The 22,156-nt window shown below is 64.9% G+C and carries 23 protein-coding genes; 19 read left to right on the top strand and 4 right to left on the bottom strand.

Annotation, left to right across the window (positions count from 1 at the left end; all coding sequences use genetic code 11):
- The first annotated feature begins 69 nt into the window (after positions 1-69).
- Positions 70-873, top strand: a complete 804-nt coding sequence (locus QWY79_RS03285; protein WP_290269882.1) for a methyltransferase domain-containing protein — start codon at positions 70-72, stop codon at positions 871-873.
- Entirely contained in the window at positions 870-1,880 is a 1,011-nt protein-coding gene (locus QWY79_RS03280) for a methyltransferase (protein WP_290269881.1), read from the top strand. The genes QWY79_RS03285 and QWY79_RS03280 overlap by 4 nt, the downstream gene beginning before the upstream one ends.
- Before the next feature lie 28 nt (positions 1,881-1,908).
- Here the strand turns inward: QWY79_RS03280 and greB are convergent, their stop codons facing one another.
- Positions 1,909-2,454 (bottom strand): transcription elongation factor GreB, encoded by a 546-nt coding sequence (greB, locus tag QWY79_RS03275; RefSeq protein ID WP_141317317.1) that lies wholly within the window; start codon positions 2,452-2,454, stop codon positions 1,909-1,911.
- Positions 2,455-2,676: 222 nt separating this feature from the next.
- Here greB and QWY79_RS03270 point away from each other — a divergent pair, with 222 nt between their 5' ends.
- The 4 genes from QWY79_RS03270 (at position 2,677) to QWY79_RS03255 (ending at position 5,224) form a co-directional block, all read left to right on the top strand.
- Positions 2,677-3,309 (top strand): TRAP transporter TatT component family protein, encoded by a 633-nt coding sequence (locus tag QWY79_RS03270; protein WP_290269880.1) that lies wholly within the window; start codon positions 2,677-2,679, stop codon positions 3,307-3,309.
- Positions 3,310-3,388: 79 nt separating this feature from the next.
- Positions 3,389-4,027, top strand: coding sequence for an NUDIX domain-containing protein (locus QWY79_RS03265; RefSeq protein WP_290269878.1), 639 nt, complete (start codon positions 3,389-3,391; stop codon positions 4,025-4,027).
- A gap of 1 nt (position 4,028) precedes the next feature.
- Complete coding sequence (locus QWY79_RS03260; protein ID WP_290269876.1) at positions 4,029-4,475, top strand: DUF1249 domain-containing protein; 447 nt, start codon at positions 4,029-4,031, stop codon at positions 4,473-4,475.
- On the top strand, positions 4,475-5,224 hold the full coding sequence (locus QWY79_RS03255; protein ID WP_290269874.1) for a metallophosphoesterase: 750 nt from the start codon (positions 4,475-4,477) through the stop codon (positions 5,222-5,224). Before QWY79_RS03260 ends, QWY79_RS03255 begins: the two co-directional genes overlap by 1 nt.
- Positions 5,225-5,240: 16 nt before the next feature.
- On the opposite strand, the gene cmoB is transcribed toward QWY79_RS03255, so the two are convergent.
- Positions 5,241-6,236 carry a tRNA 5-methoxyuridine(34)/uridine 5-oxyacetic acid(34) synthase CmoB gene (cmoB, locus tag QWY79_RS03250; protein ID WP_290269872.1) on the bottom strand — a complete coding sequence of 332 codons (996 nt, stop codon included), beginning with the start codon at positions 6,234-6,236 and terminating at the stop codon, positions 5,241-5,243.
- On the bottom strand, positions 6,236-6,979 hold the full coding sequence (gene cmoA, locus QWY79_RS03245) for a carboxy-S-adenosyl-L-methionine synthase CmoA (protein WP_290269870.1): 744 nt from the start codon (positions 6,977-6,979) through the stop codon (positions 6,236-6,238). The genes cmoB and cmoA overlap by 1 nt, the downstream gene beginning before the upstream one ends.
- Before the next feature lie 85 nt (positions 6,980-7,064).
- On the opposite strand from cmoA, the gene pgi reads away from it, so the two are divergent.
- The 13 genes from pgi (at position 7,065) to QWY79_RS03180 (ending at position 20,387) form a co-directional block, all read left to right on the top strand.
- The gene (gene pgi / locus QWY79_RS03240) at positions 7,065-8,738 is read left to right on the top strand and encodes a glucose-6-phosphate isomerase (protein WP_290269869.1); all 1,674 of its coding nucleotides are present in this window, start codon (positions 7,065-7,067) and stop codon (positions 8,736-8,738) included.
- 76 nt (positions 8,739-8,814) lie between these two features.
- Positions 8,815-9,459, top strand: coding sequence for a YqiA/YcfP family alpha/beta fold hydrolase (locus tag QWY79_RS03235; protein WP_290269866.1), 645 nt, complete (start codon positions 8,815-8,817; stop codon positions 9,457-9,459).
- Between the two features lie 3 nt (positions 9,460-9,462).
- Positions 9,463-11,343: a DNA topoisomerase IV subunit B gene (gene parE / locus QWY79_RS03230; protein ID WP_290269864.1), complete on the top strand. Its 1,881-nt coding sequence runs from the start codon at positions 9,463-9,465 to the stop codon at positions 11,341-11,343.
- Positions 11,344-11,489: 146 nt separating this feature from the next.
- Positions 11,490-13,748 carry a DNA topoisomerase IV subunit A gene (parC, locus tag QWY79_RS03225; RefSeq protein WP_290269862.1) on the top strand — a complete coding sequence of 753 codons (2,259 nt, stop codon included), beginning with the start codon at positions 11,490-11,492 and terminating at the stop codon, positions 13,746-13,748.
- A gap of 88 nt (positions 13,749-13,836) precedes the next feature.
- On the top strand, positions 13,837-15,042 hold the full coding sequence (serB, locus tag QWY79_RS03220) for a phosphoserine phosphatase SerB (protein ID WP_290269861.1): 1,206 nt from the start codon (positions 13,837-13,839) through the stop codon (positions 15,040-15,042).
- A 17-nt stretch (positions 15,043-15,059) separates the two neighbouring features.
- On the top strand, positions 15,060-15,896 hold the full coding sequence (locus QWY79_RS03215; RefSeq protein WP_290270067.1) for an ion transporter: 837 nt from the start codon (positions 15,060-15,062) through the stop codon (positions 15,894-15,896).
- Positions 15,897-16,078: 182 nt separating this feature from the next.
- Entirely contained in the window at positions 16,079-16,450 is a 372-nt protein-coding gene (gene rpsF / locus QWY79_RS03210; protein ID WP_141317330.1) for a 30S ribosomal protein S6, read from the top strand.
- Between the two features lie 33 nt (positions 16,451-16,483).
- Positions 16,484-16,711: a 30S ribosomal protein S18 gene (gene rpsR / locus QWY79_RS03205; protein WP_141317331.1), complete on the top strand. Its 228-nt coding sequence runs from the start codon at positions 16,484-16,486 to the stop codon at positions 16,709-16,711.
- 12 nt (positions 16,712-16,723) lie between these two features.
- Entirely contained in the window at positions 16,724-17,575 is an 852-nt protein-coding gene (locus tag QWY79_RS03200) for a hypothetical protein (protein WP_290269856.1), read from the top strand.
- Positions 17,576-17,590: 15 nt separating this feature from the next.
- Positions 17,591-18,037 carry a 50S ribosomal protein L9 gene (gene rplI / locus QWY79_RS03195; protein WP_141317333.1) on the top strand — a complete coding sequence of 149 codons (447 nt, stop codon included), beginning with the start codon at positions 17,591-17,593 and terminating at the stop codon, positions 18,035-18,037.
- Positions 18,038-18,214: 177 nt separating this feature from the next.
- Positions 18,215-19,603 carry a replicative DNA helicase gene (dnaB, locus tag QWY79_RS03190; RefSeq protein ID WP_290269852.1) on the top strand — a complete coding sequence of 463 codons (1,389 nt, stop codon included), beginning with the start codon at positions 18,215-18,217 and terminating at the stop codon, positions 19,601-19,603.
- A 70-nt stretch (positions 19,604-19,673) separates the two neighbouring features.
- Positions 19,674-19,967: a hypothetical protein gene (locus QWY79_RS03185; protein WP_290269850.1), complete on the top strand. Its 294-nt coding sequence runs from the start codon at positions 19,674-19,676 to the stop codon at positions 19,965-19,967.
- Positions 19,968-20,084: 117 nt separating this feature from the next.
- A complete protein-coding gene (locus tag QWY79_RS03180) occupies positions 20,085-20,387 on the top strand; it encodes a DUF6482 family protein (protein ID WP_290269848.1) in 303 nt (100 codons plus the stop codon).
- Between the two features lie 118 nt (positions 20,388-20,505).
- Here the strand turns inward: QWY79_RS03180 and QWY79_RS03175 are convergent, their stop codons facing one another.
- Positions 20,506-22,080, bottom strand: a complete 1,575-nt coding sequence (locus QWY79_RS03175) for a cryptochrome/photolyase family protein (protein WP_290269846.1) — start codon at positions 22,078-22,080, stop codon at positions 20,506-20,508.
- Positions 22,081-22,156 lie beyond the last annotated feature (76 nt).

Genomic DNA, 22,156 nt, shown 5'->3' with positions numbered 1-22,156 from the left:
GTTTGTAAACACCCTCTGAGTGTCGCGGAGATTTTCAGGTTAGAATGCCGCCACACTTATCCGTCGAGCATGACCGTCATCGAGCCGACCTTCTCAGCCCACGGTGATCGCCATTTCGATGGCATGGCCGACAAGTTTGCCAATAGCCTCTATGCCAAGCGTCGAGGGGCCCTGCGTCTGGCATTGCTGGAGCGCCTGCTGCCCGAGATGCTGGCACTGCGGTCGCAGCCGGCGCTGGATGTCGGCGGCGGTCTCGGCCAGCTATCCGGCTGGCTGGCCCGGCGTGGCCACCCGGTCACGCTCTGCGAACCGGCCCGGGACATGCTCGAACGGGCTGGCGAGGCGCTCGCCGACACGGATGTCGCGTTGCGGGCCCTGCCGCTTCAGGCTCTGCCGGAACAGGCGCCGGGCCCCTGGCCGCTGGTGACCTGTCACGCCGTGCTCGAGTGGATGGCCGATCCGCGAGCTGCCCTGGCGACCCTGGCCGGCCTGCTCGCCCCGAATGGCCAGTTGTCGCTGATGGTCTTCAATCATGATGCACTGCGTTTCTCGAATGTGCTCAAGGGCAATCTGGAGCGTGTCATGGATGACCGGCTCGCCGGCCTGGGCAAGGGCAAGCGGTTGACGCCCATCTCGCCGGTGCGTCACGCGGAGGTGATGCGCTGGGCCGAGGAGAGCGGGCTCAGGGTGACACACCACGCCGGCATCCGGGTCTTCGACGACTATCTGCAACAGCCCGTCGAGACGGCCGGGATGGACGAGCGACTGCTCGAGCTGGAATGGCGTTACTGCCGTGACGAACCCTACTGGCGTCTGGGACGCTATCTGTTGTACACCCTGGTTCCCGCGCGTGACGAGGACGATGATCGATGAAGGCCGAAACCCCTGTCTGCCAGCTTCTCCAACGTCAGTCGACGGATTACCGTGACTGGTTATGGGTCGGCCCGCCCGGAGACAGCTGGCTCGAGAGTGCCGGCGGGCACCTGCTGTCGGCCGACCGGGTGCGGTTGCACGACTGGCAGACGCAGGGCGGGGTGGCCGGTGGCCCCTTTGCCGAGGATCTGCCCGCGCCTGCCGGCGTGGTGCTGTTCTGGCCCAAGGCGCATGCCCTCGGTGAGTGGTGGCTGCTGTGGCTGTGTGCCCGGCTCGAGCCGGGCACGCCACTGCAGGTGGTGGGCGAGCATCAGGGTGGTATCAAGCGCGTCTTGAAGGTGCTGGCGGCGCTCGGCCTGGGCTGCCGCAAGCTCGACAGTGCGCGGCGCTGCAGCCTGTTTGCGTCTCAGCTGGATCGCGTGGGGATCGACCCGGATGCCGCCTGGCAGCAGTTCGAGGCGGCGGGCCTTGACCTGGTCAGCCACCCCGGGGTCTTCGGGCACGGCAAGCTGGATGACGGCACTCGTCTGCTGCTGTCACAGCTTGATGCCTGCCTCCCCGAACAGGGGGCGGTCCTCGACATGGGATGCGGGGATGGCATTCTGGCGGCCTGGCTGGCGCGTCGTGGGCTGACGGTCACGGCAGTGGACGTCAATGGCTTCGCGGTCGAGGCCACACGACGCACACTGGCCGCCAACGACCTGGTGGGTGAAGTGTGCCATGCCGATCTGTATGCGGGTCTCGGGGATCGACGCTTCCAGGCCATCGTCAGCAATCCTCCCTTTCACCAGGAACGTGCCGTGGACCATGGCCCGGCCGGCCGCCTGATTGCCGAGGCCCCGGAGCATCTGGAACCCGGTGGCCAGTTGCTGATGGTCGCCAATGCCTTCCTGCCATATCCGGACCTGCTCGAGCGGGCCTTCGGCGGCTTCGAGATCCTGGCGGATGACCAGCGCTTCCGCGTCTATCGTGCCGTGAAGCGCCGGGCTGCGCCCGGGCCAAGCTGAAAGAGCGTCGCTTCGCTCCTTCCAGCTTTCAGCTACCCGCCTGCGGGTCGCGATACTCGATGGCGGTGATCAGGTAGGTGGTTTCCCCGCCGGGGGCGGCGACGGTGGCTTCGTCATCCAGCCCCTTGCCCAGCAGCGCCCTGGAGAGCGGGGCATCGACGCTGATCCAGTGCTTGTCGGTATCGGTTTCGTCATGGCCGACGATGCGTAGCTGCATGGTTTCGCCTTCTTCATCCTCCAGCGTCACGAAGGCGCCGAAGAAGATGCGCCGGGTGTCGGCCGGCAGGCGGTCCACCACCTGAAGCTCGTCGAGCCGTTTGGTCAGATAGCGGATGCGGGCGATGACCCGGTTGAGCTCTTTCTTGTTGTAGGTGTAATCGGCGTTCTCGCTACGGTCGCCGAGCGCGGCGGCCTCGCCTACCTTGGTGGAGAGGGCGGGGCGCTTGACGCGGGACAGGTGGTCGAGAATGCCGCGCAGGCGTTGAGCGCCCTCGGCGGTGATCAGGTTGCTCTTGGGTTCCTGGCGCGGGTCCTTGGCGGGGTCGCGCCAGCGGGTCATGTTGCGGCCTTTCATGGATCGCGCCTCGTGCACGTGCAGGGTGGTCCAGGGTATCTCGAAAGCCGCAACATACGTCATGCGTGGACGCCAGGCAATTCATGCGCCGCCGGGCCAGAGGTCACGTCATGGTGGCAGTAACAGAGAAGCGGCGACTGGCGAATAATTCAAACGTTCGTTACATTTCATTCTGAAGGTCTTGCCAACCATATCTCTCCAACCCTTCTCGAGGAGCTCATCATGCGCCAACGCCTGTGGCTTGCCGTCGCAATCTGCCTTTGTCTGGGGATGTCGTCCCTGGCCCATGCCTGGCAGGAGGAGGTCTTTGCGCAAACGCGGCGCTGGGAGCATATATCCACCGATATGGCACAGTCCCGGCGTGCCGACGCCCTGTCGACCCTGTCAGAAGAGGCAGCGGCTCTGGCACAGGCCAACCCGGATGTCAGCGAGGTCCTGATCAATCAGGGCATTATTCTGGCCTCGCTGGCGCGCGAAACCGGCGGGCTCGATGCGCTGGGCCCTGCCAAACAGGCGCGGCGTGTGCTGGAACGTGCCATCGAGCTGGATCCCCAGGGCCGGCAGGGCTCGGCGCATGTCACCCTGGGGGCACTCTATGCCCGGGCGCCGGGCTGGCCGGTGGCCTTCGGCGATGACGAGACGGCCGAGGCCATGTTCCAGCGCGCCCTGGAGCTGCAGCCGCAAGGCATCGCCGCCCATTACTATTATGCGGTCTTCCTCGCAGACGAGGGGCGTGATGCGCAGGCGCTCGAGCATGCGCGGCAGGCCCGGGAGGGCGAGGCGCGCGCCAGTGTGACGGCCTGGGATGAGACCCTGCGCGAGAGGTCGGCGGGGCTGGTCGATGAACTGAAATAACCGGGCCAGTGTCGCCTTCTGCTTGCCGAAGTCCCTGCATGGTCCCGATAATGGCCTTTTTGCCACTAGCGGAGGCCCCATGTCGGCAGCGGATGAGGATCATGCATCGGCCAGTGCGGCGTTCGACGCCGATGATGTCGACCTCCTCGAGCGGCGCTATCTCTACCAGGGGTTCTTTCGTCTGGATGCCCTGAGGTTGCGCCACCGCCTCTTCGAGGGCGGCTGGAGCGCGACCATGACCCGCGAGGTGCATCATCGCCATGATGCGGTGGGCGTGCTGCTCTATGATGCCGAGCGTGACGCCGTGGTGCTGGTCGAGCAGTTCCGTGCCGGGGCCATCGATGACCCCGTCTCGCCCTGGAAGCTCGAGTGCGTCGCCGGCCTGGTGGAGCCGGGCGAGACGGCCGCCGAGGTGGCGCGTCGCGAGGCCATGGAGGAAGCCGGCTGCAGCGTCGGCGAACTGCATGAAGTGCACACCTACTATCCCAGTCCCGGGGCCTGCGATGAGCAGGTGACCCTGTTCTGCGGACTGATCGACAGCCGTGGCCTGGGCGGTGTGCACGGCCTGGCCGAGGAGCACGAGGATATTCGCGTGCATGTGCTATCATTCCCGCGTTGCTGGGAACTGCTCCAGGCGGGGCGGCTCGATAACGCCATGTGCCTGATCGGTTTCCACTGGCTGGCCGCGCGACGAGCTTCACTCAGAGCAAGGAGATAGCGTGTCGAAAAGTGCCTATGTCACCGATCTGAAGGACCTCCAGGGGGAGTGCACGGCCAACTTCGTGCGCCTGATGCGCCTGTTGGGCGATATGGAGGCCGGCGAGACCCGCGAATACGAGCTGCTCGGCCAGGGCAAGCGCCTGGGCATCCTCTGCCTGGAACTCCTGGAACGCGCGCCCTATACCAGCATCGTCCGCGTCTCCCAGCGCGGTGTGCTGGATTCGCTGCTGGAAACGCCGCGCATGCGGGTGCACCTCTACCACGATGTGCGCATGGCCGAGGTCAACGACTTCCAGCGCCAGCGGCACTTCGATGGCCGTTATCGCTATCCCAATGCACGCATGCACCAGCCCGACGAAAAGCTCCAGCTCAACCGGTTTCTCGGTGAATGGCTGGATCACGGCCTGGCGCATGGTCATGCCATCGATATTCCCGAATTGCCCTGATGCGCCTGATCCAGGTCAGCGACTGTCACCTGCACGCCGCCCCCGCGGCACGTTCCAGAACCGGCAACCCCTATCGCCAATGGTGTCGAGTCCTCGATGAGGTGGCCCGTTATCAGCCGGACATGCTGCTGGTCACGGGCGATATCAGCCAGGACGACAGCCGGGCTTCCTATGTGCTGGCGGAGCGAGAACTGGCGCGTCTGGAATGCCCCTGGTACTGGCTGCCCGGCAATCATGATGTGCCCGCCCTGATGCAGCAGTTTCAGACGCCGCAGGCTCGGGTCGAACTGGGGGCGGTCGACATGCTGTTGCTGAATACCCAGGTGGTCGGCGCGGCGCACGGTCACCTGGGCCCCGAACGGCTTGCCGCCCTGGATGCCGAGCTGAGCAGGAGCCAGCGAGCGCCCCTGGTGGCCATGCACCATCCGCCGCTGGCGGTCGGCTCGGCCTGGATCGATGCCCTGGGGCTCGTCGATGCAGCCGAGTTCTGGGAGGTGCTGGCCGCGCATGAGCCGGTCGCGGCGATCTTCTGTGGTCATGTGCACCAGGCCGTTGATACGCGACAGGCGCTACCCCGGGGAGAGGTGCCGGTGCATGCCTGTCCGTCGACCTCGGACCAGTTCCTGCCCGGCTCCCGGGCCTTTGCCGTCGACGCCGGAGCCCGGCCGGGCTTTCGCATCATCGACCTGCCGCCATCTGCCGCCAATGGAGCCGTGTCGACCCGGGTGGTGCGCGTCCCGCTGCCTTGAGCCGCCGCAGCACTGCCTAGCCGGGACGGTTGGCCAGGATGATGGCGCGGCGTGGCGCCGGATGGCCCTCCCGGGTCAGGCTCGGATCCCGCGGGTCGAGGAAGTCGGTCAGGGACTGGAAGGTCATCCAGTCGGTGGAGCGCTGCTCGTCGAGCCGGGTGTCGGCCTCGTCGACGACGCGCACATTCTCGAAGCCGCAGCGTTCCAGCCAGCCCATCAGCGCGGCGGAGGACGGCAAAAAGTAGACATTGGGCATGGCGGCGTAACGCTCGCCCGGCAGCAGCACGGTGGTGGCGTCGCCGCGCACCACCAGGGTTTCCAGCACCAGCTCGCCGCCCGGTCGCAGGGCCGCCTTGAGCTGGAGCAGGTGTTCGAGGGGCGAGGGGCGGTGATAGAGCACGCCCATGGAGAAGACGGTATCGAATGCCGCCAGGTTCTCCGGTACCGCCTCGATACCCACCGGCAGGAAATGGGTGCGCCCCTGATCCGCGTCGCCGATGAAATGGCGTACCGCCTGAAACTGCCAAAAGAAGCGCGGCGAAGGGTCGATGACCAGGGTGAAGGCGGCACCGGCACCGGTCATGCGCCAGGCGTGGTAGCCGTTGCCGCCCCCCACGTCGAGCACGCGGCTACCTTCCAGTGGTGCCAGGTGAGGCGCCAGGCGTTGCCACTTCCAGTCCGAACGCCATTCGCTGTCGATGCTGACGCCACCGAGTCGGTAGGGACCCTTGCGCCAGGGCGCCAGGGCGCGTAACAGATTCTCGCACTGGCGCTGCCGGCTGGCATCGAGCTCGCAGTCCACCGTCACGCTGTCGGCATCGAGCGCCACATGCCGCGGCTCGGGCAGTGCCGGCAGTTTGGCCACGGCCTTTTCCCAGGCCGGCAGGTCGCCATGGCGTTTGGGGTCGAGGGCCTGGTCGAGCTGTTCGGGCAGTCTGGCCAGCCAGCGGTCGAGTCGCTGATCGAGCAAGGCCTGGTACAGCGGGCGGTGCACGTCGTGGCGGGTCGACATCAGGCCTCCTTGAAGGCGATCAAAGCGGCGAAGTTCAGGTACTGGAACCAGGTCAACGAACGGCTGAAGCCGGCGTCCGCGAGCCTGGCATGATGGGCCGCCAGGGTGTCCGGCACCAGGACGTTTTCCAGGGCGGTGCGCTTCTGGCTAATTTCCAGGTCGCTGTAGCCATTGGCGCGCTTGAAGTCGTGGTAGCGCTCGACCAGCCAGGCATTGTCCTGTTCGTCATCGGCGACGATCTTTTCGGACAGGATCAGCACGCCGCCGGGCTCGAGTGCCTCGTAGAGGCGGGCGATGACGCTGTCGCGATCCTCCGGGGCGAGAAACTGCAGGGTGAAGTTGAGCAGGATCATGCCCGAGGCCTCGAAGGCATGCCGGCGGATATCGTCCTCGATCACCGTCATGTCATGGGCGGGACATTCCTCGCGCAGGGTCTGGCTGGCACGCTCGACCATGGCCGGCGACAGGTCGATGCCGGTATAGCGGAAGGCATCGGGCGGCAGCTGGCCGGCCAGGGCCAGGCCGGCGGCGCCCAATGAGCAGCCCAGGTCATGGACGTGGCCGCCATGACGCAGATGTCTCTGGGCCAGCGGCCCCAGCATGGCCAGGATCTGCCCGTAACCGGGCACGGAGCGACGGATCATGTCCGGGAAGCAGGCGACCACGCGTTCATCGAAGGAAAAGCGTGCGACTCTGTCCAGGGGTGTCGAAAAGATGCCGTCACGGTAAGATGCATTACTCATGGGAAGGTCGAAGCGTTGGGCTGGAAGCCCGTCATTCTACGCTTCCCTGCCGCAGGCTGCACACAGGACGATCAGGAGTGGATTGATGAGCCAATGCCCCGTGGAACACAGGGAGGCCTGGCGAGCGCTGGCCGAGCATGCCGAGGGCATGGGGCAGCGTCACCTGCGCGAGCTGTTCGCCGGCCATCAGGCACGCTTTGCCGATTTCAGCCGCGAGGCGGCCGGCCTGACGCTGGATCTGTCCAAGCAGCGCTGGGACAGCCGGACCCTGGAGCTGTTGTTGAACCTGGCCAGGGAAGCCGGTGTCGAGGACTCGATCCGCGGCCTGCTGGCCGGCGAGCGCCTCAACCTGAGCGAGAATCGGCCCGCCCTGCACACCGCCCTGCGCCTGCCGGCGGACGCCAGGCTCGAGGTGGAAGGCGAGGACCTGGTGGCCTCGGTGCATGACACCCTGGAGCGCATGCAGCGCATGGTCGAGCGCTTCCACGCCGGTCAGTGGCGCGGTGCCACGGGCAAGCCGATCCGCGATGTAGTCAACCTGGGCGTCGGCGGTTCCGACCTCGGTCCGCTGATGGTCACGCATGCGCTGGCGGATTACCGCCCGCAGGGGCATTACCACATCGATGTGCATTTCGCCTCGACCATGGATGGCTCGCAACTCGCCGACTACCTGGGTCGCCTCAACCCGGAGACGACGCTCTTCGTGCTGTCGTCCAAGTCCTTCACGACCATCGATACCCTGACCAATGCGCGGACCGCGCGGGACTGGCTGAAGGCGCGGCTGCTGGGCAGCGACCGCGAGGAGGGCGTCGACGAGTCGCTGCTGATGCGTCAGCATTTCATCGGTGTCTCGGCGAGCCCCGAGAAGATGCGCGAGTGGGGCATCGATGATGCGCACCAACTGGAGTTCTGGGAGTGGGTCGGCGGACGCTATTCCCTCTGGGGTGGCATCGGGCTGCCCATCGCCCTGGTCGTCGGCATGGACAACTTCCGCGAGCTGCTCGCCGGCGCGCACGACATGGACCGACACTTCAGCGAGGCCGAGCTGGGCGACAACCTGCCGGTGCTGCTGGCGCTGGCGGGTATCTGGAATGTCAACTTCCTGGATATCCGGGCCCATTCGATCCTGCCCTATGATGGCCGGCTGGAATACTTCGCGGCCTACCTCGAGCAGCTGGAAATGGAGTCCAACGGCAAGTCGGTCGACCATGATGGCGAGCCGGTCAACTATTCGACCTGCCCGGTGCTCTGGGGGCAGCTCGGTCCCAATGCCCAGCACGCCTTCTATCAGCTGCTGCATCAGGGCACCCAGTCGGTAGTCTGCGACTTCATCGCACCCCGGGTGCGCTATGACGATGTGGACGACCCGGCGACCCGGGACCACCTGATGAGCCAGCATCGTCTGACACTGGCCAACTGTTTCGCCCAGTCGCGGGCTCTGATGCTGGGCGATGCGGCGCTCGACGAGGACGGGCCGCGCCCGGGCCACAAGCGCTATGCCGGCAATCAGCCCTCCAGCACCCTGCTGCTCGACCGTCTGACACCGCGCACCCTGGGCGCCCTGGTGGCGCTCTACGAGCACAAGGTCTTCGTGCAGGCGACCATCTGGGATATCAATCCCTTCGACCAGTGGGGCGTCGAGCTGGGCAAGACCCTGGCCGGCGAAACGCGCCGCATTCTGGAGCACCAGGCCGGCATCGATGGCATGGATGATTCCACCCGCGGATTGATCGAGGCCGTCTGGGCGGCAGAGTCGTGAACCCGGTCGCCTGGAGCCTCCGGCGCGGATCTTTCATGCTGGCCATATATACAGTTTTTCGCGTATGCTGAATGCCATGCCCGCTTTGCCGACCGCCAGTGGTGTGCTCTATCTGCACGGCTTCAACAGTGGCAGTGCCTCGCCCAAGGCCGCCCTGGTGCGCGAGGCCTGTGAAGGCCTGTCACTGCCGTGCGCAACGCCGGACCTGCCTCACCGGCCCGACCAGGCCCTGGCCCGGGCCGAGGCCGAGCTTGCCGGGCTGGGGGCGGCGCCCATGGTGGTGGGCAGTTCCATGGGGGGCTTTCTGGCCAGCGTGCTGGCCGAACGCCATGAGTTGACGGCCGCGCTGATCAATCCGGCCGTGGCGCCGGCGCGGCTGGTGGCCGACTGGGTCGGCAGGCCCCACGTCAACCCTTACACTGGTGAGCACTTTCGGGTGGAGGACGCCCATCGTCGAGCACTGGCGGCCATGACCCCGGCATCCGTCTCGCCCTGGCGCTATCTGCTGTTGCTGGGCACCGCCGACGCCACGCTGGCGCCGCAGGATGCCTGGCAGCTGTACCGGGGCGCGCGCACCATCCTGCACCCCGGGGGTGATCACGGCTTCAGTGCGCTGGCGGATTATCTGCCGGCCATAATGGCCCATGGCGGTCACGCCCTGTCCGCGGAGCGGGCCACAGCGTTGAGGAAGGAACCAAATGACCCTAACCAGTCCGGGTGATGCATGACACAGTACAGTGCCAGTTCCATCGAGGTGCTTGCCGGGCTCGAGCCCGTGCGCAAGCGTCCCGGCATGTATACCGACACGTCGCGCCCCAACCATCTGATCCAGGAGGTCATCGACAACAGTGTCGATGAAGCGCTGGGTGGCCATGCCGGGGTGATCACGGTTCGCCTGTTCGAGGATGGCGGTGTCGAGGTCAGCGACGACGGCCGCGGCATGCCCATTGATATCCATCCGCAGCATGGTGTCTCGGGTATCGAGCTGATCATGACCAAGCTGCATGCCGGCGGCAAGTTCTCGGCCTCCAGCTATCGCTTTTCCGGCGGCCTGCACGGTGTCGGCGTCTCGGTGGTCAATGCGCTTTCCCGGCGCCTCGAGATCGAGGTGCTCAAGGATGGCAGCCGCCACCAGATGGCCTTCGAGCATGGCGAGAAGGCCTCGGAGCTGTCGGTGATCGGCTCGGTGGCCAAGCGAGCGACCGGCACCCTGGTGCGCTTCTGGCCGGAAGTCAGCTACTTCGATTCGCCGAAACTCTCGCTGCCGCGCCTCAAGCACCTGCTGCGGGCCAAGGCGGTGCTCTGCCCGGGGCTCAAGGTGACCCTGGTCGAAGCCGATGGTACCGAGAGTGTCTGGCAGTTCGAGGACGGCCTGCGCGACTACCTGTCCCAGGCGACCGATGGCTACGAGGTCCTGCCGGCCGCGCCCTTCGTGGGTCATTTCGCCGACGACGAGCAGGCCGTGGACTGGGCCATTCAGTGGCTCCCCGAGGGTGGTGAACCCTTGCTGGAGAGCTACGTCAACCTGATCCCCACCCCGCTCGGCGGGACCCACGTGAACGGCCTGAGGGCCGGCATGCTGGAGGCGCTGCGCGAGTTCTGTGAATACCGCAGCCTGCTGCCGCGGGGCGTCAAGCTGACCGCCGAGGATCTCTGGGAGCGCGTCTCCTATGTGCTCTCGGTGAAGATGCTGGAGCCGCAGTTCGCCGGCCAGACCAAGGAACGCCTGTCGTCCCGCGTGGTTTCCGGCTTCGTCTCCGGGGTCGTCAAGGACGCCTTCTCGCTGTGGCTCAACCATCACGTCGATCAGGGCGAGGCCCTGGCCGAGCTGGTGATCAGCGCCGCTCAGCGCCGCCAGAAGAGTGCCAAAAAGGTGGCGCGCAAGAAGGTCACCTCCGGGCCGGCGCTACCCGGCAAGCTGGCCGATTGCAGTGGTCAGGACCCGGCAGCCAGCGAGCTGTTCCTGGTCGAGGGCGACAGTGCCGGCGGCAGTGCCAAGCAGGCGCGTCAGCGCGAGACCCAGGCGATCCTGCCGTTGCGCGGCAAGATCCTCAATACCTGGGAAGTCGAGGGCCAGGATATCTACGGCTCCCAGGAAGTGCACGACATCGCCGTGGCCATCGGCATGGAGCCCGGCAGTGACAATCGCGACAAGCTGCGCTATCACAAGATCTGCATCCTCGCCGATGCCGACTCCGACGGCCTGCACATCGCCACCCTGTTGTGTGCCCTCTTCGTGCGCCATTTCCCGGCGCTGGTGGATGCCGGCCATGTCTATGTGGCGATGCCGCCGCTGTATCGCATCGACCTCGGCAAGGAAGTCTTCTATGCCCTGGACGAAAGCGAGAAGGCCGCGATCCTGCGCCGCCTCGAAGGCAAGCGCGGCACGCCCAATGTTCAGCGCTTCAAGGGCCTCGGCGAAATGAGCCCGCTGCAGCTGCGCGAGACCACCATGGCCGCCGAGACCCGGCGCCTGGTGCAGCTGACCCGCGAAGCCGACGACGGCACCCTGGAGATGATGGACATGCTGCTGGCCAGGAAACGCGCCGCCGACCGCAAGAGCTGGCTCGAAGACTACGGCAACCTCGCGGAGATCGAGGTGTAAGAGAGAAGAAGGAAGACGTAAGAGGGAAGAAATACGAGGTTAGAGGGAAGAGAGTCTAGGGGTTCTTCCTTCTTCAAGGCGCGAAGCGCCGATCTTCCCTCTTCTGACTGTGTTTTTCTCCTGATGGCAGATAGGGCCCAGAACCCATGACCATGGATATCCAGGTGGCGGAGGGCGACGTCGAGCGTCTGTCCCTTCGCGAGTATACCGAGAAGGCGTATCTCGATTATTCGATGTACGTCATCCTCGACCGCGCCTTGCCGCATATCGGCGATGGCATGAAGCCGGTGCAGCGGCGCATCATCTACGCCATGCGCGAGCTGTCGCTGAGTGCCAGCGCCAAGTACAAGAAGTCGGCGCGGACCGTCGGCGATGTGCTGGGCAAGTTTCACCCGCATGGTGACAGCGCCTGCTACGAGGCCATGGTGCTGATGGCGCAGTCCTTCAGTTACCGCTATCCGCTGGTGGATGGCCAGGGCAACTGGGGCAGCCCGGACGATCCCAAGTCCTTCGCCGCCATGCGCTATACCGAGGCGCGGTTGTCGAAGTTCTCCGAGGTGCTGCTCAGCGAGCTGGGGCAGGGCACCGTGGACTGGGCGCCCAACTTCGACGGCACCATGAGCGAGCCCGTGGTACTGCCGGCGCGCCTGCCGCATGTGCTGCTGAATGGCGGGACCGGCATCGCGGTGGGCATGGCGACGGATATTCCGCCGCACAATGTCCATGAGGTGGTCGAGGCCACCTGTCATCTGCTGCGCCAGCCCGAGGCGACCACCGTCGACCTGCTGGCGCACATGCCGGGGCCGGATTTCCCCACCGAGGCCGAGATCATCACGCCGGCGGCAGAGCTGCGCAAGACCTACGAGAGCGGTCGTGGCTCGGTGAAGGTGCGGGCACGTTACGCGCGTGAAGAGAGCAATGTGGTGATCACCGCGCTGCCCTATCAGGTCAGCGGCGCCAAGGTGCTCGAGCAGATCGCCGGGCAGATGCAGGCCAAGAAGCTGCCCATGGTTGCCGATCTGCGCGACGAGTCCACCCATGAGGAGCCCACGCGGCTGGTCATCGAGCCGCGTTCCAACCGGGTCGATGTCGAATCCCTGATGGCGCATCTGTTCGCCACCACGGACCTCGAGAAGAACATTCGCGTCAACATGAACGTGATCGGCCTGGATGGCCGGCCGCGTGTGCTGTCGCTGGCCGGCATGCTCGGCGAGTGGCTGGACTTCCGGCGCAGCACGGTGCGTCGGCGTCTCGAGCATCGTCTGGGCAAGGTCGAGGACCGCTTGCACATCCTCGAGGGCCTGCTGACGGCCTACCTCAATATCGATGAGGTCATCCGTATCATCCGTGAGGAGGACGAGCCCAAGCCGGCCCTGATCCAGGCCTTCGGGCTGAGCGAGCGTCAGGCCGAGGCCATTCTCGAGCTGCGTCTGCGCCACCTCGCCAAGCTCGAAGAGATGAAGATCCGTGGCGAGCAGGACGATCTCGAGGAAGAGCGCAAGCACCTCAAGGAACTGCTGGGCAACGAGGCGGCGCTGACCGACCTGATCGAGCGCGAGCTGCGCGAGGCCGCCGAGCAGTACGGTGATGCGCGTCGGGCGCCCCTGGTCGAGCGTCAGGAGGCCAGGGCACTGTCCGAGGTCGAGCTGATCGGGGCCGACCCGGTCACGGTGGTGCTCTCCGAGAAGGGCTGGATCCGCAGCGCCAAGGGCCACGACATCGATCCGTCGGGGCTTTCCTACAAGGCGGGGGATCGCTTCGCGCTGGCGGCCCGCGGCAAGACCAACCAGCCGCTGGTGCTGCTCGACGACACCGGGCGCGCCTACACCCTGGCCGCCCATAACCTGCCCAGTGCGCGCAGTCAGGGCGAACCCGTGACCGGCCGCGTCAATGTGGCGGCCGGGGCGCACATGGCCGGCGTCATGCTGGCCCCGCCGACAGCGCGGTATGTGCTGTGTTCCGATGGCGGCTACGGCTTCGTCGCCGCGCTGGAATCGCTGACCGGCAAGAACAAGGCCGGCAAGGGCGTGTTGACGGTTCCCAAGGGCTGCAACGTATTGCCACCGATCCAGGTGCCGGAAGGCGAGGGGATCAGTGTCGCCACGGTGTCCAACGAGGGCCGCCTGCTGGTCTTCCCGCTGGAGCAACTGCCCGAGATGGCCAAGGGCAAGGGCAACAAGATGATCGATATTCCGGGCGCGCGTGCGGCCCGTCGCGAGGAATTCCTGCGCGACCTGGCGCTGCTCGGCCCCGGCCAGGCCCTGGTAGTGCACGCCGGCAAGCGCAAGCTGACCCTCAAGGCCAGCGAGCTGGACTATTATCGAGGTGAGCGCGGGCGCCGCGGCAGCAAGCTGCCCAGAGGCCTGCAGAAGGTCGACCGCCTTGAGGCGGAAGAGGGAAGGTAGAAGAGGGAAGACAGGAGGTGGGTTATAGTGCTTTCTTTCTTCTTCCAGGCGCGTAGCGCCGCTCTTCCTTCTTCTTTCTGGGAGTAACATGACACGACGAGTCTTGATCCGTGCGACGGGTAACGCGCGCCCCGGCCAGCTGGCCGGGTTGGGCCGGGCATTGGCGAGTAGCGGGGCGCGGCTGCTGGATATCAACCAGAGCGTGACCTTCGGCATGCTGTCGCTGGAGGCGCTGGTGGGCCTGGATCACGAGGCCGATCTGGAGGGGGCGCTCACCGCGGCGGGCAGCGAGCTGGGGCTCGATGTCCAGGCGGTGCAGGTCAGTGCCGAGGATTATCATCGCTGGAGCGTGCAGAGTGGCCAGCCGCGTCTGATCATGACCCTGCTGGCGCCGCGTCTGCCGGCCGGCATCCTGGCCGAGGTCGGCCTGCTGACGGCCGAGCAGGGGCTGACCGTGGAGCTGATCCACCGGCTCTCCGGCCGCGAGCCCCTGGATGGTGAAACGCCGCCCCATGGCGCCTGTGTCGAGTGCTGGCTGCGCGGCGATGAGGTGGATATCGAGGCCCTGCGCGAGAAGGCGCTGGCGCTGGGGGCCGTGCATGGCATCGATATCGCCCTGCAGGAGGACTCGATCTGGCGCCGCCATCGACGCCTGGTGTGCTTCGACATGGACTCGACGCTGATCCAGGCCGAGGTCATCGACGAACTGGCGCGGCGGCATGGTGTCTTCGATGAGGTGGCCGCGGTCACTGAACGTGCCATGCGCGGCGAGCTGGACTTCCAGCAGAGCTTTCGCGAGCGCATGGCCAAGCTCGAGGGGCTGGATGAGTCGGTGCTGGCCGACATCGCCGAGAACCTGCCGCTCATGGATGGTGTCGAGCGTCTCATGCATCACCTCAAACGCCTGGGCTATCGCACCGCGATTCTCTCCGGTGGCTTCACCTACTTTGCCGAATATCTGCAGCAGCGCCTCGGGTTCGATGAGGTGCACGCCAACGAGCTGGTCATCGACAACGGCAAGCTGACCGGTGAAGTCCGGGAGCCGATCGTCGATGCCGAGCGCAAGGCCGAGCTGCTGCGCGGGATCGCCGCGCGCGAAGGGCTTGCCATGGAACAGACCATCGCCGTCGGCGATGGTGCCAATGACCTCAGGATGCTGGCCGCCGCCGGCCTCGGCATTGCCTTTCGTGCCAAGCCGATGGTGCAGCAGCAGGCGCGTCAGAGCATCTCGACCCTGGGGCTCGATGCCGTGCTGTACCTGATCGGTTATCGTCAGGTGGATCTGGAAAGCTGATGAGACGATGGTTCGGCATGAGTACCGCTGCGCTGACCTGGCGCGACCGCTTCGAGCGCATTCGCGCCAACAAGATCTTCGAAATCCTGGTGATCGCCATCATCATCGTGTCGGCCCTGTTGGTCGGGGCCAAGACCTACTCGGAAACCGGTCGCTTCCACTATTGGCTGCTGGCCATGGACATGGCGGTGACGGTCTTCTTCCTGGTGGAGATCGTGATCCGCATGGCGGCGGAAAAGCGGCTGCGCGACTTCTTCAAGCAGGGCTGGAACGTCTTCGACTTCCTGATCGTCACGGCCAGCCTGGTGCCGCTGGGCGGGTCCGATATGGTGCTGCTGGCGCGTCTGTTGCGCATCTTCCGGGTATTGCGTCTGGTGTCCATGATCCCGGAGCTGCGCATGCTGATGGCGGCCCTGGTCAAGTCGATCCCGCGCATGGGCTATGTGGCGCTGTTGATGTTCATCATCTTCTACATCTATGCCGCCATCGGCAGCTTTCTGTTCGTCGATGTGGATGACTATCTGTGGGGCAACATTGCCACGGCGATGCTGACCCTGTTCCGAATCGCGACCTTCGAGGACTGGACCGACATCATGTATGCCACCCAGGAGGCTTATGCCTGGAGCTGGATCTATTACCTGACCTTCATCTTTCTGACCGCCTTCATCTTCCTGAACATGATGATCGGCATCGTGCTGGACGTGATGCAGAAGGAGAGTGCTGCCATCGACCGGGAAAACGGCGAGGGCGAGGAAGCCGAACTGCAGGACCTGCGCCACGATGTGCGCCAGTTGAGTGGCCAGATCGCTCGCCTCGAGGCTTCACTGCAGCGCCGGGACGACCACCACCAGTGACCGGGCGGGCCGCTCGGCAATGTCAGAGGCCTGCGGTTGCGCTCATCCTAGCGAGTCTATAAAATACTTGCGCCCGTTCGCCTGTCGAGCGGGAACCGTGTTTTTTTCGAAAATCACCTCCTTGCTTCCTCTGGGTGCATCTGCTGCCTCCACCGGAAGCTGCCAAACCGCAAGGAGAACCCATGCGTCATTACGAAATCGTTTTCATGGTCCATCCGGACCAGAGCGAGCAGGTCCCGGCGATGGTCGAGCGCTACACCGGCCTCGTCACCGAGAACGGCGGCACCGTGCACCGTCTCGAGGATTGGGGGCGCCGCCACATGGCCTACCCGATCAACAAGATCCACAAGGCTCACTACGTGCTGATGAACGTCGAGTGCAGCGGCGAGACCCTCGAGGAAATCGAGAACATCTTCCGCTTCAACGATGCCATCATTCGCAGCCTGGTGGTGCGCTGCAAGGAAGCCATCACCGAAGCTTCACCGATGATGAAGCCGGCCGAGGACAAGCGCGCGCGCCGCGACGACAAGCAGCGCACCGCCGAGTCCGCCTGAGCCCACCCGTCGCACGTTTGAAGGAGTCTTTACATGGCACGCTTTTTCCGTCGCCGTAAGTTTTGCCGTTTTACCGCCGAAGGCGTGAAGCAGATCGACTACAAGGATCTGGACACGCTCAAGGGTTATGTCACCGAGACCGGCAAGATCGTTCCCAGCCGCATCACGGGTACCAAGGCGCGCTATCAGCGTCAGCTGTCCACCGCGATCAAGCGGGCACGCTACCTGGCGCTGCTGCCTTACACCGATAGTCACCAGTAAGTTACCGGCTCGATGCTGCCTGTCGCACGATGGCTGATGCAGGGCCTGCCCCAGGCGATGCTCGGGGCGGCCGTCAGCACAGTGGTGCCCTGGCTGTTCTGGCTGGGTGCTGCCATTGCGGCCTTGATGACGCTACGCAAGGGGCTGGCATCGGCGCTGCCGGTGATCATTGCCGCCGCTATCCCGGCGGGCTGGTGGTGGAGCCAGGGGGATGTCGTACCACTCTCCAGCATCCTGCTGGTGACCCTGATGGCCGTGGTGCTGCGCGCCCGGATGCGCTGGAGCGAAGCCCTGATCGTGGGTGCCCTGGGCAGCGCCCTGATGATTCAGGCAGGTAGCTTCACGCCGCCGGGCAGTTCCGAGGCGCTACTCGAGCAACTGCGCCAGGGAGCGCCTCAGATCGCCACCATGCTCGATGATCTGGCCAGTCAGGGGGTGGATACCCGGGAACTCGCCGATCTGCTGATGGGTGGCGTGACCGGGCTGGTCGTACTGCTGATGGCAGTGGCCTGTCTGGCCCTGGCTCGCTCCTGGCAGGCCGGGTTGTACAATCCGGGGGGCTTTCGCGAGGAGTTTCATGCCCTGCGACTGTCGCCGCGTGAGTTGCTGGTATTGCTCGGTGTCGGTGTTGCCGGTGTCGTGCTCGATATGCCGGGACTCGGCATGTTGATCTGGATACCACTGCTGATAGCCGGCATCGCCCTGGTACATGGTTTTATTGGATTGAAGGGAATGCATGGGATCTGGCTGGGCGTCTTCTACGTGATGCTCATCTTTACCTGGCCCATGATTCTCATCGTGCTGCTCGTGGCCCTGCTGGATTCGTTCGCGAACATCCGCGCCCGAATCGGCAGCGGCAACTGACAAGAGGTTAACGAGATGGAAGTCATTCTGCTCGACAAGATTGGCAAGCTGGGCGGTCTGGGTGACCAGGTCAACGTCAAGCCCGGTTATGGCCGTAACTACCTGGTGCCCTACGGCCTCGCCGTGCCGGCCACCAAGGACAACATCGCGGCTTTCGAAGCCCAGCGTGCCCAGCTCGAGGCGGAAGCCGCCGAGCGCAAGGCAGAAGCTGAAGCGCGCGCTGCGCAACTCAACGACATCGAGCTTTCGCTGGTCGCCAAGAGCGGTGACGAAGGCAAGCTGTTCGGCTCCATTGGTCCGCGTGACCTGGCAGATGCGATTGCCTCTGCCGGCATCGAGGTGGCCAAGAGCGAAGTACGCATGCCGCTGGGCCCGATTCGCCAGACCGGTGAATACGACATCGACCTGCACCTGCATGCCGAAGTCGGCGCCACCGTGCGCGTTGTGGTCGTGGGCGAGTAAGCCCGTCGATCGACGTCCGCGTTGATGTCCAGGGGCGCGAGGTTCAACCTCGCGCCCTTTTTTTACCCGGCGATTTTTGCTGGTCTGGGTGGCAGGCCGTGCGGCGTCCTTCGCTGCATGAGGTCAGTGCCTCCCTTCGGGTAGAATATCGGTGCCGAACCCGTCAGGAATTCCACCATGAATGAACCGCAAGCGCTGGATCAGGAAACGGCCGCCCTCAAGGTGCCGCCGCATTCGCTGGAGGCGGAGCAATCCGTGCTGGGCGGGCTGATGCTCGACAATTCCGCCTGGGACAATGTTGCCGACCGGCTGGTAGCGAATGACTTCTATCGCTACGAGCATCGCCTGGTCTTCAATGTCATGGCCCAGCTCGCCGAAGAAGCGCGGCCCATGGATGTGGTCACGCTGTCCGAAGCACTGGAGGGGCGGGATCAGCTGGATACCGTCGGCGGCCTGGCCTATCTGGCGGAACTGGCGCGCAATACGCCCTCGGCCAGCAACATACGCGCCTATGCCGATATCGTGCGTGAGCGGGCGATCCTGCGCAAACTCATCAAGGCGGCCAACCAGGTGGCCGAGAGCGCCTTCGCTCCCCAGGGGCGGCCCTCCGAGGAGCTCGTCAACGAGGCCGAGCGACTGGTCTTCCAGATCAGCGAGGACAGGCCCAAGTCGGGTGGGCCGATCGGCATGAGCGACCTGTTGACCAAGGCCGTGGACCGCATCGACGAGCTGTTCAACATGCAGGGCGAGATGACCGGGCTCTCCACCGGCTTCCGCGACCTGGATGACATGACGTCGGGGTTGCAGCCGTCCGATCTGGTGATCGTTGCCGGGCGTCCTTCCATGGGCAAGACCACCTTCGCCATGAACCTGGTCGAGCATGCGGTCATCTCCAGTGACAAGCCGGTGATGGTGTTTTCCATGGAAATGCCCGCCGAGGCCCTGATGCTGCGCATGTTGTCCTCGCTGGGGCGTATCGACCAGACGCGGGTGCGCACCGGCCAGCTGGAGGATGAGGACTGGCCACGCCTGACCTCGGCGGTCAACCTGCTCAAGGACAAGCAGCTGTTCATCGATGACACTGCCGCTTTGTCACCCAACGAGATGCGTTCGCGGGTGCGTCGTGTGGTGCGCGAGCACGGCAATCTGTCGCTGATCATGATCGACTATCTGCAGCTGATGCAGATCCCCGGCTTCTCGGAGAATCGTACCGGCGAGATTTCCGAGATCTCGCGCTCTCTCAAGGGGCTGGCTAAGGAGTTCGGCTGCCCGGTGGTGGCGTTGTCCCAGCTCAATCGCTCGCTGGAGCAGCGCCCCAACAAGCGCCCGGTGATGTCGGACCTGCGCGAATCCGGTGCCATCGAGCAGGATGCCGATATCATCGGTTTCGTCTATCGCGACGAGGTCTACAACCCGGACAACCCCGACAACCAGGGGCTGGCCGAGGTCATCATCGGCAAGCAGCGTAACGGGCCCATCGGTACCGTCCACATGGCGTTCATCGGCAAGTACACGCGCTTCGAGGACCTGGCCCCGGACAGCTATGGCGAAGCCTTCGGTGAGTGAGGCGTGTCGCTTGAGCGCGCGCCTCAGCTCCGTATAATCCCTCCCCCCAACAGCATTCTGGAGAAGCACCATGGCAGGCGGATTCCGACGCGGCAATCAGCGCCGTGCGCCCAAGCTCGAAGCACGCGGCGAACTGCAATCGGTGGAACGCGAAGGGCCCTTCAAGGAGTGGCTGGGCATGCCCGACCTGTATCGCTTCGAACTGGTCGTGGACGGCGAACACTACAGCTATCAGACCGAAGACTCCGAGCTGCCGGTGTCGGTCGGCGATCGTGTGGTCCTGCGCTACAAGGAGACCAAGGCCGGCAGGTGGGTCGACAAGAAATCATTGGGCAAGGCCATCGACCCGTCGCAATACCAGTGACGGAACCCGGCCCGCCACGGTCGGTCCCAGGGTCAGCGGGCATCGGTCACACTGCTGTCATCATCTGCCGGCAGTCTGTTGCCGATGCCCAAGACACTGAACCACCGGGAGGGCCAGATGGACCTCAATGACTTAAAGGCCTTCGTGGCCGAACACGACAACTTCGAAATCCGCGTCATCGGACACGCCGGCAATCGTTCCTATCAGGTCGAACTCGAGGACATCGAGGGCCAGCGCCACATGCTGACGCGTGCCGGCAAGCCGGTGCTGTTCCGTTCGCTGGATGATGTCTACCTGGAGCTCAAGCGTGCCGACGTGCATCGGGTCTACCTGGTCGAGCAGGTCTCGGAACAGGAAGCGACCGGCTTGACCACCCGTTATCACGAGCCGCTGGGTGCCAAGATCCCCGTCAGCCTCTGACCCCTCTCACTCCCAGTGCCGCATGGCGCCGGCGAGCGATTCCTTCCCGACACAACTTTTCCGGCCACCACGAGCTGCCCCGGTCCAGGCGGGCGGCCTGCGTTGCGCGACCCGACCGTCATGATGCGGGGCCATAGGCGTGGCGATGCTCTCCCTGCCCGTAGGCGGGTTCGGTTGTCAGGTGTTCGAGAAAGCGTTCGGCCTGGTCGCGGATGGCGGCCCGCCTGTCGGCCGACATTCTGGCCAGATTGCCGTAGATCGGCTTCATGCGGTGGTTGTCGGCCAGGGCATCGCGGTTGCGTTCCAGGAAATGCCAATAAAGGCTGTTGAGCGGGCAGGCGTCTTCGCCCACTGTCTGCCTGGGGTCATAACGGCATTGCGCGCAATGATCCGACATGCGGTTGATGTACTTGCCGGAGGCACAGTAGGGCTTGGAGCCCATCAGGCCGCCATCGGCATGCAGGACCATGCCCAGGGTATTGGGCAACTCCACCCACTCGCAGGCATCGGCATATACGGCCAGGTACCAGTCGCATAATGCCGAGGGGGCAACGCCGCAGAGCAGGGCGAAGTTGCCGGTGACCATCAGCCGCTGGATGTGGTGGGCATAGGCGTTGTCATGGGTCATCCGGATGGCACGCGACAGGCAGCGCATGTCGGTGTCGCCCGTCCAGTAGAAATCCGGCAGGCCGCGTTCGGCGTGAAGGGTGTTGCCCTGCTTGTAGGCCGGCATCCGTGTCCAGTAGAGGCCTCTGACATATTCACGCCAGCCCAGTATCTGCCGAATGAAGCCCTCGACGGCATTCAGCGGGGCCGTGCCCTGATAGTAGGCCGCCTCGGCTGATTCGCAGACTTCCCGCGGCGAGAGCAGGCCGATATTCAGGGACGCGGAGAGGCGGGAATGGAACAGGAAGGGCTGGTCGTCACTGATGGCATCCTGGTAACGGCCGAAATCCGGCAGCAGCTTGTCGATGAAGTGTCTCAAATCGGTCAGGGCCTGATGCCGCGTGACCGGCCACTGGAAGCCCTCGAGCCGTCCGAAGTGCTCGCCGAAGTGCGTCTCGACAAGGCTTAGAACCTCTTGCGTCATGGCGTCGTGTCGATGCTCGGGCGAGCTCGGCAGGTCCAGCCGGTCGGGGAGCGGCTCGCGATTGTCGGCATCGTAATTCCACTTGCCGCCGGCCGGTTCGGCGCCTTCCATGAGAAGACCGGTCCGCTTGCGCATCATCCGATAGAAGTATTCCATGCGCAGCGACTGGCGTCCGGCGGCCCAGTCGGTGAAATCCTCGGGCGTGCTGAAGAAACGGTCATCCTCGAACACTGTCCAGGACAGCGGGGCTGTAGAACGCTGCTGCATGGCCTCCCAGAGTCGCCATTCGCCGGGCCGAGTGACGCGAATTTCGTCGCATTGATAGAGGCCGGCAATGCGCTCGGCCTCGGGTATCAGGGCCTGGGTATTATCGGGGTCATCCAGGGCGCTGTAATGCACTCGATACCCCTGCTTGCGCAACCGTGCGGCAAAGTGACGCATGGCGGCGAAGATCAGGGCGATCTTCTGCGGATGATGGGGCACATAGCGACCCTCGCCGGCGACCTCGCACAGGGCAATGACCGCGTCACTCGGGGCCTGTGACAGGACGCCCAGGTCCGCGGTCAGCTGATCGCCGGCAAGCAGTATCAGGGGGCGTGGCATGCGACTCCATAGGGCGAGAGGATGTCGGGCATAGTGTAATGCTATTCCGGCCTTGTTGCCGCCGATGGTACCCTGA

The sequence above is a fragment of the Halomonas sabkhae genome (assembly GCF_030409265.1).
In the GTDB taxonomy this organism is placed as follows: Bacteria; Pseudomonadota; Gammaproteobacteria; order Pseudomonadales; family Halomonadaceae; genus Halomonas; species Halomonas halmophila.
Note: the sequence above shows the minus strand (reverse complement) of the source record. Positions and strands in the feature narration are given on the sequence as shown.

Bases quoted from the DNA above. Each gene is read 5' to 3' on its own strand.
- parC (WP_290269862.1), top strand. From the start codon at position 11,490: ATGACCATGGATATCCAGGTGGCGGAGGGCGACGTCGAGCGTCTGTCC.
- greB (WP_141317317.1), bottom strand. From the start codon at position 2,454: ATGAAAGGCCGCAACATGACCCGCTGGCGCGACCCCGCCAAGGACCCG.
- parE (WP_290269864.1), top strand. From the start codon at position 9,463: ATGACACAGTACAGTGCCAGTTCCATCGAGGTGCTTGCCGGGCTCGAG.
- cmoB (WP_290269872.1), bottom strand. From the start codon at position 6,236: ATGTCGACCCGCCACGACGTGCACCGCCCGCTGTACCAGGCCTTGCTC.
- QWY79_RS03270 (WP_290269880.1), top strand. From the start codon at position 2,677: ATGCGCCAACGCCTGTGGCTTGCCGTCGCAATCTGCCTTTGTCTGGGG.
- rplI (WP_141317333.1), top strand. From the start codon at position 17,591: ATGGAAGTCATTCTGCTCGACAAGATTGGCAAGCTGGGCGGTCTGGGT.
- QWY79_RS03285 (WP_290269882.1), top strand. From the start codon at position 70: ATGACCGTCATCGAGCCGACCTTCTCAGCCCACGGTGATCGCCATTTC.
- dnaB (WP_290269852.1), top strand. From the start codon at position 18,215: ATGAATGAACCGCAAGCGCTGGATCAGGAAACGGCCGCCCTCAAGGTG.
- QWY79_RS03215 (WP_290270067.1), top strand. From the start codon at position 15,060: ATGAGTACCGCTGCGCTGACCTGGCGCGACCGCTTCGAGCGCATTCGC.
- QWY79_RS03185 (WP_290269850.1), top strand. From the start codon at position 19,674: ATGGCAGGCGGATTCCGACGCGGCAATCAGCGCCGTGCGCCCAAGCTC.
- QWY79_RS03200 (WP_290269856.1), top strand. From the start codon at position 16,724: ATGCTGCCTGTCGCACGATGGCTGATGCAGGGCCTGCCCCAGGCGATG.
- QWY79_RS03265 (WP_290269878.1), top strand. From the start codon at position 3,389: ATGTCGGCAGCGGATGAGGATCATGCATCGGCCAGTGCGGCGTTCGAC.
- QWY79_RS03175 (WP_290269846.1), bottom strand. From the start codon at position 22,080: ATGCCACGCCCCCTGATACTGCTTGCCGGCGATCAGCTGACCGCGGAC.
- rpsF (WP_141317330.1), top strand. From the start codon at position 16,079: ATGCGTCATTACGAAATCGTTTTCATGGTCCATCCGGACCAGAGCGAG.
- QWY79_RS03280 (WP_290269881.1), top strand. From the start codon at position 870: ATGAAGGCCGAAACCCCTGTCTGCCAGCTTCTCCAACGTCAGTCGACG.
- QWY79_RS03255 (WP_290269874.1), top strand. From the start codon at position 4,475: ATGCGCCTGATCCAGGTCAGCGACTGTCACCTGCACGCCGCCCCCGCG.
- serB (WP_290269861.1), top strand. From the start codon at position 13,837: ATGACACGACGAGTCTTGATCCGTGCGACGGGTAACGCGCGCCCCGGC.
- QWY79_RS03235 (WP_290269866.1), top strand. From the start codon at position 8,815: ATGCCCGCTTTGCCGACCGCCAGTGGTGTGCTCTATCTGCACGGCTTC.
- QWY79_RS03180 (WP_290269848.1), top strand. From the start codon at position 20,085: ATGGACCTCAATGACTTAAAGGCCTTCGTGGCCGAACACGACAACTTC.
- pgi (WP_290269869.1), top strand. From the start codon at position 7,065: ATGAGCCAATGCCCCGTGGAACACAGGGAGGCCTGGCGAGCGCTGGCC.
- rpsR (WP_141317331.1), top strand. From the start codon at position 16,484: ATGGCACGCTTTTTCCGTCGCCGTAAGTTTTGCCGTTTTACCGCCGAA.
- cmoA (WP_290269870.1), bottom strand. From the start codon at position 6,979: ATGAGTAATGCATCTTACCGTGACGGCATCTTTTCGACACCCCTGGAC.